Genomic DNA, 12,085 nt, shown 5'->3' with positions numbered 1-12,085 from the left:
GGAAGTAGCTGAGCCTGGCCGGACATGAATCACTCCTAAGCTGATTAGGAGCGTACCACGGCTTTCCTAAGCTGTCAAGGAGAGTTTAGGTTTTGAGAAATCGGGAGTCTCTAATCGAAAACACCGGTTGCTCACGCGCGCGGCTCTGTAGGATCAATCAGTTACAGAGCCGCGACCGTGAGGAAGCGGGTTTCACCACGGGCTGCTAGGACATTGCAGAGCCGTGACGGTGACGGAGCGGTACACCACGGGCTCTCAGCCCGCAATCAGTCCAGCGCCCATTTCGGCAAGCTCAATATCCTCGGTTTGCGGTAATCCGCTCACCGCAATAGCGCCGGCAACGCGTCCATCCTTCCAGATCGGAACGCCGCCTCCCCAGCCCGTAAACTTGGGATCGCCGAAGTACCCGATGTCGAAACCTTTCTCCGGATTTCGAGCCGCCGCTCCAATATCTTTGGTTGGCTTTCTCTCGCGAGCTGCGCTATACGCCTTATTGATCGCGATCGTGATCGACGAAAGCGGAGCTCCGTCCAGGCGCGCAAATGCAATCAGGTCCCCGTGGCTGTCGCAGACCGCGATCACCCCTGCTTTGCCGCGCTTCAGGATCTCGGCACAGATCGCGTCCAGCGCAAGCCGCGCCTCCGCATAATCGATCGTTGATTGAGTAATCATTAGCTCTCCAGCACACTTAGGTCCCGTCGATCTTCTTCAACTGCACCAAAAGAAGAAACTTCCGCAATTGCAATGAAAACAGCGCGGCAAACATGCGCCCGATCAGATAACTCCAGCCCGCAACCGCACCCTTATGCTTCGATAGAAAACGCGCAGTCCCGATCTCGCGGTCGGCGGCGCGCGCGGGCGTCTCGGGCGACGGCGTAAACGCGGCGCGCGCGGTTACCGCGGGATGAATCAGAATCGTCTTGTTCGCGCGGCGCACTTGCTGGCAAAGTTCAGCCGCGCTGCCGTAATCCCCGTAGCGTTCATCAATCTGTCGCAGCGCCCGCAAAAAAAACGAGCGAAACAGGATTGCGTCTCCGCGCGTGAACGGAGGCCGCTCGCCCGGTTTAGCTGCCCGCAGAGCCGGCTGCGGATCGCCCTTCGACGGCAAATCGCCAACCTGCGGAATCGCCGTACCCGTCGCATCAGCCAGCAGCGGAGCCACCGCGCCGGTCGACGGCTCGTTCTCAAGCGTCGCGGCGAGGACGACGATATCGGCCTGCTTTAGCTCGACCTCCGGCGACAGCAGCAGCACATACTCCGCCGCTTCAGCCGCGCGGATCCCGATATTCAGCGCCCGCGTTAACCCAAAATGCCGAGGCAGCGAGATCAGCCGCGTGATCTTGAAACGCGGATCGAGTCCGACGCCGTCGCCGCTCCCGCTATCGACCACGATCACCTGATGCTTGCTTCCCGCAGCTTCGAGTGCGCGCTCAAGCGCGGTTCGCTGGTTCTTCGTAACGACAACGATCGCGATGGAAGGCGCTGCCGGCGCTTGCTCCGGTTGAGGGGTCAACCCAATCAGTCTATCCGCATCCCGTCTCCTATCGCACGTTTCCTATACTGGAAGAATCCATGCACCAAAACATAACTGAGCGCCCGATCGACCTCGACCCCCGCGAGACGCATGAATGGCTGGAGGCTTTCGACCAGATTGTCGATCAGGTCGGACCCGACCGCGCCAAGTTCCTCATGGAGCGCCTCACCGAACGCGCCCGCGAGAACGGCGTCGATATCCCCGTTCAGCTCAACACGCCGTATATAAACACCATCCCCGTTGATTCCGAAGTTCCCTACCCCGGCGACCGCGCGCTCGAACGCCGTATCAAAAGCCTGACCCGCTGGAACGCGATGGCCATGGTCTCGCACCAGAACAAATTCGACGAAGGTATCGGCGGGCATATCTCGACTTATGCTTCTCTCGCCGCGCTGCTTGAAGTCGGATTCAATCACTTCTTCCACGCCAGCTACGGAAACAACCCGGGCGACTTTGTCTACTTCCAGGGTCACGCCTCCCCGGGCGTCTATGCGCGCGCGTTCCTCGAAGGCCGCCTCACTTACGACCACCTGGAAAACTTCCGCCACGAGCTCCGCGAGACTCCCGGACTCTCGTCCTATCCGCATCCGTGGTTGATGCCCGACTTCTGGAACTTCCCCACGGTATCCATGGGACTCGCGCCGATTAACTCGATCTATCAGGCGCGCTTCATGCGCTATATGGAAAATCGCGGGCTCATCGAGAAGACCCCGCGCAAAGTCTGGGCGTTCTTGGGTGACGGCGAGACGGATGAACCCGAATCGCTCGGTTCCATTACGCTGGGCTCTCGCGAGCGCCTCGACAACCTCATCTTCGTCGTTAACTGCAACCTCCAGCGCCTCGATGGACCGGTGCGCGGCAACGGCAAAATCGTGCAGGAACTCGAAGCCGCCTTCCGCGGCGCGGGATGGAACGTGATCAAGTGCCTCTGGAGCGAGGATTGGGATCCGCTCCTGCAAGCCGATACCTCCGGCTTACTCATCAAGCGCATGAATGAAGCTGTCGATGGCGAATACCAGGCGTTCAAAGCTAAGGGCGGCGCCTATGTGCGTGAGTTCTTCTTTGGTAAGTACCCCGAGTTATTGAAGTTAGTGGAGAATATGTCCGATGAAGAAATCGGACGCCTCCGCCGCGGCGGCCACGACCCGCATAAGATCTATAATGCCTTCAAAGCCGCGACCGATCACAAAGGCGGTCCAAGTATCGTTCTCGCTAAGACGGTTAAAGGTTACGGCATCGCCGATTTCGAAGGCCGCAACCCCACTCACCAACAGAAGAAGTTGGACGAGAAGAAGATGGAGTACTTCCGCGCGCGCTTCGAAATTCCCATCCCCGACGAAGCCGCCCACAACGGCGCATTCTACCGTCCGCCGGATTCCAGCCCGGAAATGGCCTACATGCACGAACGCCGCCGCGTGCTCGGGGGCTATATGCCGATTCGCAAAGTGGCGCCGTCGCAGTTCAACGCGCCCCCGCTCGATTACTTGAAAGAAATGCTCGAAGGTTCCCACGGGCCGGACCCTTCCACCACCATGGCCTTCGTCAAGCTTCTTACCCGCTTGATGAAGCACGATGTGATTGGTAAGCGCATCGTCCCCATCATCCCCGATGAAGCCCGCACCTTCGGTATGGAAGCTATGTTCCGGCAGTTCGGGATTTACGCCAGCGCCGGCCAGCTCTATAAGCCGCACGATTCCGACATTATGCTTTATTACAAGGAATCCCAGGACGGCCAGATACTCGAAGAAGGCATAACCGAAGCCGGTTCCATGGCTTCATTTACCGCCGCCGGGACCTCTTACTCGAACTACGGCGTCGAGATGATTCCGTTCTTCATCTATTACTCGATGTTCGGATTCCAGCGGGTCGGCGACCTGATCTGGGCGTTCGCCGATTCCCGCGGCAAAGGCTTCCTGATGGGCGGCACCGCCGGACGCACCACGCTCTCGGGCGAGGGACTGCAGCATCAGGACGGTCACAGCCCGATTCTCGCCAGCACGGTCCCGACGCTGGCGACTTACGATCCGGCGTATGCGTACGAAGTCGCGGTGATTGTGCAGGACGGTATCCGGCGTATGTATCAGGAGCAGGAGAATCTGTTCTACTACATCACGCTCTATAACGAGAACTACCCCCAGCCCGGAATGCCCGAAGGTTCCAGCGAGGGTATCCTGCGCGGGATCTATAAGTTCAAAGCTTCTGAAGACAAGAAGCCGAAAATTAGGGTGCAGCTGTTCGGCAGCGGCCCCATCCTGAACGAAGCTGTAAAGGCGCAGGCGATTCTGACGGAGAAGTACGGCGTGTCCGCGGATGTTTGGAGCGTGACGAGTTACAACGAACTGCGCCGCGACGCTCTAAGAGCGGATCGCTGGAACCGGCTGCATCCGGCCGACGAACCGAAGACCTCGTACCTGGTAAATGCGCTCAAAGGAACTGAGGGTCCGATCATCGCCGCGACAGACTACATGAAGATGGTTCCCGATCAACTTGCGCCGTGGCTGCCGGGACGTCTGGTCTCGCTCGGAACCGACGGCTTCGGACGCAGCGAGAACCGAACTTATCTCCGCCAGCACTTCGAAATCAACGCCGTTTCCATCGCGGCCGCTGCGTTATCGAAGCTCGCGCAAGACGGCAAGTTCGACGCCAAGAAAGCCGCGCAAGCGATTACGGATTTGGGGATTAATCCGGAAAAGATCGACCCATCTCTGGCGTGAGCGCCCATGACCGCCCTACAGCTGTATTTGGCGATCGGAGTACCGATACTTTTCAACCTTCTAGGTTTCACGCTGCTCTCCCATCGGATCAGCGACCTGCGTGAAGACATGCGCGCGCGTTTCCAGCACCTCGAGGAACGATGGAGCGGGTAGTTGCGGGTTGCGCGTTTAGGTATCCGTACTGCCTCTGTCGACGCCTCGATTACTTCAAGCACTGATAGAAGACCCGGCCCACCGCGATATCCCCGCGCATCCCAAGCTCGCGCATCCCATCGAAGCGGTGGACGTGCTTGTAACCGATCTGATCGCGCAACACCCAGTCGACGAAGTGGAAGTCGTAACATCGCTCCGTGATCGTCGTCGCGCGCCCTCCGACCGATACACGGCAGCGCGCGATGCGTGACTCTACATCGAAGTGAGACTCGAATTCGCACACTTCTCCACCCTGCTCAACCGTTCCGGTGCCGTTCCAGAAGACGTTATAAGCGACTTCCGCCAATAGGTCGAAGACGGAGATCCGGCTAGTCGACTCCGCCATCGCAATCAGCGCGCTTTCTAAGTCAACCGGGTCGAGTATATGGTTTAGAGTTTCGAACGTCGCAATCGAGCCGACGGCCGGAGGCTCTAACGTGAACGTCCGAGCGTCACCTTCGATGAAAGTAGAACCGGGCGCATTCACTCGGGCAAGACTCAACATCGCCTCCGATTCATCCACGCCCGTGACTCGGAACCCGCGCGAGGATAGGCGCGCCGCAACCTGCCCCGAACCGCAGCCCACATCCAGGATCGAATCGCCTAATGACAAGTGCGGCAGCAGCAAACGATCCAGCACGCCCTCGAGCTGCGCATGATACTCAACACCCCAGTCGCGGTTGTAGAACTCCGCAAAGGCATCATACTGGGCCATTAATCGACGATCTTGCGGCAGTACTCATAACAACGCCGCACTTCAGCCACGGTATCGGCGCCCTTATATTCGTACTCGATGTTCGCCGGAATACTCCACCCCTTCTGTTTCAAAGTAAGTAACACCTGCCGGATCGGAGTGTCGCCTTCTCCGAACGGCACATTGTCACCGTCGTTCTTCTTACGGTCCTTCAGGTGCAGGGTAAGTATGCGATCGTGATGCTGCTTCAAGTAATCGACTGCGTCGTAACCCGCGGCGGTGAAGTGTCCGATATCCAGATTGACGCAAATGTACTTCGAATGTCCCTGCATCGCTGCGGCAAAACTTTCCGGCGACGCAAACTCGCCCGCCGCCGGGTTCGAGTGCCCGTGCATACCAACATAGATCTGATACTGCCTCGCGTACTTATCGATGCGATCGACCGTCGGAACTGTAGACGACGCCGTGATCTTATCCGTGCCGAGCGCCTTCGCCATCTCAAATCCGTGTTCGATCGCGCGATCCGTCCAATCCGGGCGGAAACTGTAGTTGAACGCATAGAGCTCGACGCCCGCCGCGTCGAGTTTGACGCGGACCTCGCGGAGCGGTCCCAGGGACGCGGTTTCACGCCATTTCATCAACTCCGCCCCATGCAGTTTCGGTTCGATGTGCCCCTGGAACAGCTCGCATTCGCGGAGTCCGATGCTGTTCATCGCCTTGATCGCGTCCTCCAGCGACCGATCCCGGAAGCTATAAGTCTGAACCCCGATCACCACCGCAGCGGGCGCGATCTCGGCCGGCATAACCGGCTCCCCTTTCTGAGCAAGGGCGGGGAGCGCCGCAAGCGAACCGACTGCAGCCCGATGAAAGTCACGTCGCGTAAGCATACGGGATTGAGTATAACTACTGCGGCAAGGCGAACGCCAGCAGCGCCGCGCCGGACGGAATCGCGACAAACTGCCGCCCTCCGGCCATGTAAGTCATTGGCGAGTTACGGATCTCCGCGCCGGTATAGATCTTCCAAAGCAGTTTCCCGTCGCGCGCGTCAAACGCAAGCAGATACCCATCCTCGTCGCCCGAAAATACCAGTCCTCCGGATGTCGCTAGCGTCCCGGCCCAAGGAGCATGGAAGAAACGAAATTGCCAAGCTATCTTGCCCGTGATAGGATCCATCGCCTTCAACAACCCGTACTCCGGCTCGTCGGTTACTTGCCTCGGAAAGGTTCCCCAATAAGCCTTGCCTTCCGTATACACCGGCGGCGAGGAGAAGAACTGATCGCATTGCTCACGAAGCGTGAAGTAGAACAACCCTGTCTCCGGACTGAACGACGGCGCCATCCAGTTCGTGCCGCCCGCTAATCCCGGACATACGCGAGCGCCTTCCGGACTAGGTTCCGAATGAGGCATCAGGATCGGACGACCCTCTGCGTCGAGACCCTTCGCCCACGTTTGCCGGCCATAAGGATACCCTTCGAGAAACTCACCGGTCTCGCGGTCCAGCATATAGAAGAACGCGTTCCGATTCGCTTGTACGACTACCTTCCGCAACTTACCCTTCCAGGGGAGATCGAGCAGCATCGGAGTCTCAGCCGCATCCCAGTCGTGCGTGTCGTGCGGGCTGAATTGGAAGTACCACTTCAACTTCCCGGTATCCGGATCGAGCGCCAGCAGCGAGCACGAGAATAGATTGTCACCCTTGCGCACATCGCCATAGAGATCGGGTCCGGGATTGCCTGTACCCCAGTAAATGGTCTGAAGCAGCGGATCGTAGGTGCCGGTCATCCAGGTCGGAGCGCCGCCGCGATGCCCATTGGCCGGCCATGTGTCCCCGCCGGGTTCACCAGCCAAGGGAACCGTATAGAATCGCCAGGCGCGCTTCCCGGTGTCCGCGTCGTAGGCGTCGATAAAGCCGCGCACGCCATGCTCCCCGCCCGAGATCCCAACGACTACCTTGTTCTTCACGATCAACGGCGCAAGCGTTGCGTAACGCGCGCCCGGGATAAACGGCGCCATCTCAGACTGCCACAGCAGACGTCCGGTTTTCGTGTCCAAAGCGACCACATTCGCGTCCGGAGTGACCATGAACAGCCGGTCGCCGAGAATCCCGAGGCCCCGATTCGCCTGCCCCGTGTTATGTCCTGTCGGGAAGTTATGCTCGTACTTCCAGAGCGGATGCCCGTTAGCGGCATCGAGTGCGATCGCGGTACCGTCCGGCCCGGTAATATACATGATTCCGTTGGCTACCAGCGGCATCGTCTCCCATCCGCCGCCGGCTTTGCCCGTCTGATACATCCAGTCCACTCGCAACTGCGCGATATTGGTTGTGTTGATCTGATTCAACTTGCGGTACCGGACGGCCGAGTAGTCGCCCCAGTAAGTCATCCAGTCCTGTGGATGGTCGAGCGCATGAGTTAGCCAATCAGTGGATACTTGTGCCACCAGCAGCAGAGCAAGCAGCAGCTTCACTGGATACCCTTCTCGCGAAGCACCACCTGCCCGTTACTCGACGCGCGCAGAGACGCCAGGTACGCCACTAAGTCGTCAAGGTCGGCCGAACTCAGCGAGTAAGCCGGCATTAGCGACTTACCTAAGTCCGTGACGGCACGAACCGTGCTCTTTTCAAAGCCTTGATACGTCTGATCCGGAAGCCGCAACTCAACCGTAAACGTATCTTCACTCACGCGAACCCCGGTCACTTTACGCCCATCCCTGGTCTCGACGGTAACGCCCGCATAATCCGGAGCGATATCGGCCGATGGGTTCACGATGGACTCGCGGAGATACTCAGCCGATCGCGCCGCTCCGATTCGCGACAGATCCGGCCCGAACACACTGCCCTGATCTCCGACGCGATGGCAACTCGCGCAACCATTTTTCGCGAACACCCGTTGCCCGTGCGCCGCATCCCCACGAACCGCAGCCCCCGCGCTGCCTTGACCGCCAAGATGACGAATCGCGTGAACGAGTGCATCCAGATCCTGCGGCTCCAAATCAAACGCCGGCATACCTGTTCCGGAGATGCCGCCGTGAATGATCGTCTTCAACGCGTCATCCGACGTCTCCTGCTGAACATGCGCCGAAACAAGGCTGGGTCCGCGCCCGCCGCGGCCTTCAAGCCCGTGGCAGAACGCACAGTTGGCGCGATAGATATCGGTCCCGGTATCAGCCGCGAAAACAAACGCCGAATACCACAGCAGGATAATGACGCATTTCATGGCACTTGCTCCATAATGATCGGCTCAGGGCCCTCCCTATAAGCACTTAGCTGCGGCGGGTGTCTATCGGGTTGAAGTAGCCATAATGTTCTCCCAGGGTAATAAGCAATGAGCCGCTGATTCTCCTCCCCAAGGTCGCGCGCCCATATCACCCGCTGATTATCAATCTCCGCTCCGTTGCAAACCCATTCTTCGAAGGTATGCATCGCCCCATACCGCACAAAGACCAACTGTTTCCCCGGCACGCGATCAAGCGCGCTTCGAACCGTGACGCGGCCCTGCGGATCAGGCTCGTTGATGTTGTCCCCAGTTTCAAACCGCTCGACTGCTTGCGCCAGACCGGCCGCGTCGAGTAAGTGAACACCATACCAAAACATGAAGTGAAACGCGCAGACATAACCCACTAGAACTCCTACTCTGCCCAGACGCGCCAAACCAATCATCGAGATCAGTACGAACACGCACGTCAGGGCAGCAATATAGTGCGAGTAGAAGTACGGATAAAAGTTAGTCCCGGTCGCGAAGATACACACAGTTATCGCGAGAAACAACGAGTCACGGCGGCGCAAGGTCCAGAGATAAGCAACCACCGCAATTAACAGCGGCGGCACAAAGAAGAAGCAGTAAATCGGCAGCCGCTGCCACAAACGTCCGAAGAAGCGTGCGGGAGTGTCGCTCCCGGCACCATGCAGCTGAACTTGAATTTTGTAGTCGAGTTCCTCCTCGGGTGTTAGATCCCGATGCGGTACCGGGTTCGGCTGAAACGTAAACGAGGTAGGAACACCATACTGATAGCGACTCACCTCGTAGGGCAAAGTCGTCCAGCTTCCAGTTACTGCATGGTTGTAGAAACCCATGAATGCAAGGGCTGCGGTTACTGGAGCGAGTGCGCTGAGTACAACGCGCAAGCCAGGCCTGCGGCGAATCTCCAGCCCAAAGTAAATCGCTACGACGACCACGAGGAGAACGGTTTCGAACGGGCGCGTCAGGGATTGGATCGCAATCCCCAGTCCTATTACCGCGCTGTAGACAGGGCGGCCGGTATCCCGAAAGCGCGGCAGCGCCCCGAACACCAAACAACCCGCGAAACCCGAGACCGCTCCGCCCCAGTAGCTATTCATCCACTGATTCAATGCGCCGAATGTAAGTGCCGCGAAAAGTCCGCCGACTAACGAACATACCGGTGTCGTCCACCCGCGCAGCATCCAGTAACATCCGGCGCACATAGCCGCGACCGAAGCCACGACGCCGGCCCACGGATTCCCCAACAGGTTCCATCCGGCCGCGAGTACAATCCCCTGCCCCGGTGAAAAGATCGAGCTGTAAGTCGGTTGCTGCAGCACGAACAAAGTCGCGAAGAATTGCGAAAGCGGATGCGCCGGGTTAGCCAGACGAAAGTGTCGTAGCGTGTCAGCAAGTAGCAAGTAACTAAAGTCGTCGGCCACCTGCGGCGTCGGGATCGGGTGGTTAGGAATCAGCGCAAGACGCAATACCACCGGAAGGCCGCCGACAACTACCGCACAAATCCTCGGCCTCGCCGCCAGCGCCGTCAATGCCGGATACAGATGGGAGCGCCAGAAAAATGCAAATCCAATCAGAACGAACGCAAGCGCGAGCTCGATTAGATCCAGACCGCCCAAATGAATCGCGCTATTCAACGCGATAGTTCGGCGCTTCTTTAGTGACGATCACGTCGTGTACGTGACTCTCGCGCAAGCCCGCCGGCGAGACGCGCAGGAACCGGGCATTCCGCTGCAGAGACCGGATATCACCCGTGCCGCAATAACCCATGCCGGCCTTAAGTCCGCCAACTAATTGGAACACAAAATCCGCGCACGGACCCTTGGATGCCACGCGCCCCTCGATACCCTCCGGCACCAGCTTCTGCGAGTTCTCCTGCGAATACCGGTCGCGTCCGCCCCTGCCCATGGCGCCGAGCGAACCCATTCCGCGGTACGTCTTGAAGGTACGCCCCTGATACAAGATTGTCTCGCCCGGACTCTCGTCAGTCCCGGCCAGCAGACTACCGATCATCACCGTATCGGCGCCGGCCGCGATCGCCTTTGTAATATCACCGGAGAACTTGATCCCGCCATCGCCGATAATTGGGACATCCGCATTGCGCGCCGCGCGGCTACACTCGGAAATCGCCGTTAACTGCGGCACACCCGCCCCCGAGACTACACGCGTCGTGCAAATCGAACCCGGACCGATTCCGACCTTCACGCCGTCTACTCCCAGCGACACAAGCGCGCAGGCGCCTTCGTAAGTCGCGACGTTACCAACGACGAGTTGCGTATCGGGCAGCGCGCGGCGAAGAGTCCGCACGGCTTCAAGCACCCGCGCGCTATGTCCATGCGCCGTATCGATCGCGATCACGTCTACTTTGCGCTTAACCAACTCTTGGGCGCGGTCCAGATAGTCACCCGTTGCGCCGATCGCCGCGCCAACTCGCAAGCGTCCCTGCTCATCTTTCGCGGCCAGTGGATACTTCAGCTTCTTCTGAATATCCTTGACCGTGATTAACCCCTTCAAACAGTAAGAATCATCCACTACCAGAAGCTTCTCGACGCGGTAACGATGTAAGATCGCCTCCGCCTCTTCGAGCGTCGTGCCCACCGGAACCGTAATCAAATTGTCTTTCGTCATCACATCCGAAACCGGGACATCGGTTCGCGTCTCGAAACGAAGGTCGCGGTTCGTCAGGATGCCGACCAGCTTGCTTCCTTTGGTGACAGGCACGCCGGATATCCGATAGCGTTCCATCAGGCGCAGCGCTTCCGCTATGGGCATTTCGGGCTCGATCGTGACGGGGTCAACGATCATGCCGCTTTCGCTGCGTTTTACACGGTCCACTTCTTCGGCCTGCCGGTCCACCGGCATGTTGCGGTGGATGAAGCCGATCCCGCCCTGCTGCGCGAGCGCGATGGCGAGATGCGACTCAGTCACGGTGTCCATCGCGGCGCTGACGATCGGGATATTCAGGTCAATCTTGCGCGTAAGCCGGGTGCGGGTATCGACCTCGGATGGCAGAACTTCGCTGCTAGCGGGGACGAGGAGGACGTCGTCGAAGGTTAGCCCTTCTGGGATGTCGTTCTCAATCATGGTATGACTCCCAGTTTAGCGGCACGCGTTAGGGTTTCTGCGCCGGGCCGGGTTTTCCGCTGTCGCCGCCGTTCTCTTTGGGATCGGCTACTTCCAGATTTGCCGGATCGTCACCCACACCGGCTTCGCGGCCGACGTTCGGACTCCGGGATGCGTGGGGATCGGGAACCACCGCGCCGTTCGACTCTCCGTTCGCCGAGTTTGCGGCTGCGCCGGAACCGGTCTTGGTTCGAGCGCTCGCTTGCGCGCTCTGGTTCGAGGAAGCATTGCTAGTCGCCGCTCCGTTCGTCGCGTGAGAACAGGAGGTGGACAGGACCGTGAAGGTTATTACGAGGAGGGTGGCAGTCCGCACGCCACCAAAGCAGCACGTCTTGTGCCGATATCTATGTAAGTCCGCTTGTTGGCTGGACGATGCACCGGTACAAACCGTCGGGCGCGAGGTCAGCCCCGTTCGGCCAGCAAACCGCCCCATACTCGTCCACGCTCACTTGTGAGAAGAACGCGGGATCGAGTAGCGGTTCAAACACGGGACCGAAAAGCCTAGCCGACAAGTCTACAATCCCGCTCATGCCATCGGCGAAAAACACTCGTAGCGTATACCCAGGGCCAGCGGTAACGGCGACGACGCGTT

12 protein-coding genes are annotated in these 12,085 nt (G+C 59.0%); 2 read left to right on the top strand and 10 right to left on the bottom strand.

Annotation, left to right across the window (positions count from 1 at the left end):
• Window positions 1-255 precede the first annotated feature (255 nt).
• Window positions 256-672, bottom strand: a complete 417-nt coding sequence (locus H1Y01_RS05740) for a GlcG/HbpS family heme-binding protein (protein WP_180539383.1) — start codon at window positions 670-672, stop codon at window positions 256-258.
• A 16-nt stretch (window positions 673-688) separates the two neighbouring features.
• Complete coding sequence (locus tag H1Y01_RS05735; protein ID WP_180539381.1) at window positions 689-1,513, bottom strand: glycosyltransferase family 2 protein; 825 nt, start codon at window positions 1,511-1,513, stop codon at window positions 689-691.
• A gap of 59 nt (window positions 1,514-1,572) precedes the next feature.
• Here H1Y01_RS05735 and aceE point away from each other — a divergent pair, with 59 nt between their 5' ends.
• On the top strand, window positions 1,573-4,248 hold the full coding sequence (aceE, locus tag H1Y01_RS05730; protein WP_180539379.1) for a pyruvate dehydrogenase (acetyl-transferring), homodimeric type: 2,676 nt from the start codon (window positions 1,573-1,575) through the stop codon (window positions 4,246-4,248).
• 6 nt (window positions 4,249-4,254) lie between these two features.
• Window positions 4,255-4,401 (top strand): hypothetical protein, encoded by a 147-nt coding sequence (locus tag H1Y01_RS05725; protein WP_180539377.1) that lies wholly within the window; start codon window positions 4,255-4,257, stop codon window positions 4,399-4,401.
• Between the two features lie 49 nt (window positions 4,402-4,450).
• Here H1Y01_RS05725 and H1Y01_RS05720 read toward each other — a convergent pair whose 3' ends face one another.
• From H1Y01_RS05720 to H1Y01_RS05685, 8 genes are all read right to left on the bottom strand, one after another.
• The gene (locus H1Y01_RS05720; protein ID WP_180539375.1) at window positions 4,451-5,155 is read right to left on the bottom strand and encodes a class I SAM-dependent methyltransferase; all 705 of its coding nucleotides are present in this window, start codon (window positions 5,153-5,155) and stop codon (window positions 4,451-4,453) included.
• Complete coding sequence (locus H1Y01_RS05715; RefSeq protein ID WP_180539373.1) at window positions 5,155-6,021, bottom strand: sugar phosphate isomerase/epimerase family protein; 867 nt, start codon at window positions 6,019-6,021, stop codon at window positions 5,155-5,157. Before H1Y01_RS05715 ends, H1Y01_RS05720 begins: the two co-directional genes overlap by 1 nt.
• Window positions 6,022-6,037: 16 nt before the next feature.
• Window positions 6,038-7,600 carry a pyrroloquinoline quinone-dependent dehydrogenase gene (locus H1Y01_RS05710; protein WP_180539371.1) on the bottom strand — a complete coding sequence of 521 codons (1,563 nt, stop codon included), beginning with the start codon at window positions 7,598-7,600 and terminating at the stop codon, window positions 6,038-6,040.
• Window positions 7,597-8,349 carry a c-type cytochrome gene (locus H1Y01_RS05705; RefSeq protein WP_180539369.1) on the bottom strand — a complete coding sequence of 251 codons (753 nt, stop codon included), beginning with the start codon at window positions 8,347-8,349 and terminating at the stop codon, window positions 7,597-7,599. Before H1Y01_RS05705 ends, H1Y01_RS05710 begins: the two co-directional genes overlap by 4 nt.
• The gene (locus tag H1Y01_RS05700) at window positions 8,346-10,007 is read right to left on the bottom strand and encodes a hypothetical protein (RefSeq protein ID WP_180539367.1); all 1,662 of its coding nucleotides are present in this window, start codon (window positions 10,005-10,007) and stop codon (window positions 8,346-8,348) included. The genes H1Y01_RS05705 and H1Y01_RS05700 overlap by 4 nt, the downstream gene beginning before the upstream one ends.
• The gene (gene guaB, locus H1Y01_RS05695; protein ID WP_180539365.1) at window positions 10,000-11,454 is read right to left on the bottom strand and encodes an IMP dehydrogenase; all 1,455 of its coding nucleotides are present in this window, start codon (window positions 11,452-11,454) and stop codon (window positions 10,000-10,002) included. Before guaB ends, H1Y01_RS05700 begins: the two co-directional genes overlap by 8 nt.
• Before the next feature lie 28 nt (window positions 11,455-11,482).
• Window positions 11,483-11,806: a hypothetical protein gene (locus H1Y01_RS05690; RefSeq protein ID WP_180539364.1), complete on the bottom strand. Its 324-nt coding sequence runs from the start codon at window positions 11,804-11,806 to the stop codon at window positions 11,483-11,485.
• Window positions 11,807-11,837: 31 nt separating this feature from the next.
• Window positions 11,838-12,085: DUF2442 domain-containing protein (locus tag H1Y01_RS05685; RefSeq protein ID WP_180539362.1), on the bottom strand; the 248-nt coding region annotated here is incomplete at its 5' end.

The organism is Nevskia soli, from assembly GCF_903970205.1.
GTDB lineage: Bacteria > Acidobacteriota > Terriglobia > Bryobacterales > Bryobacteraceae > Bog-113.
This window is presented reverse-complemented; position numbering and strand designations above follow the sequence as displayed.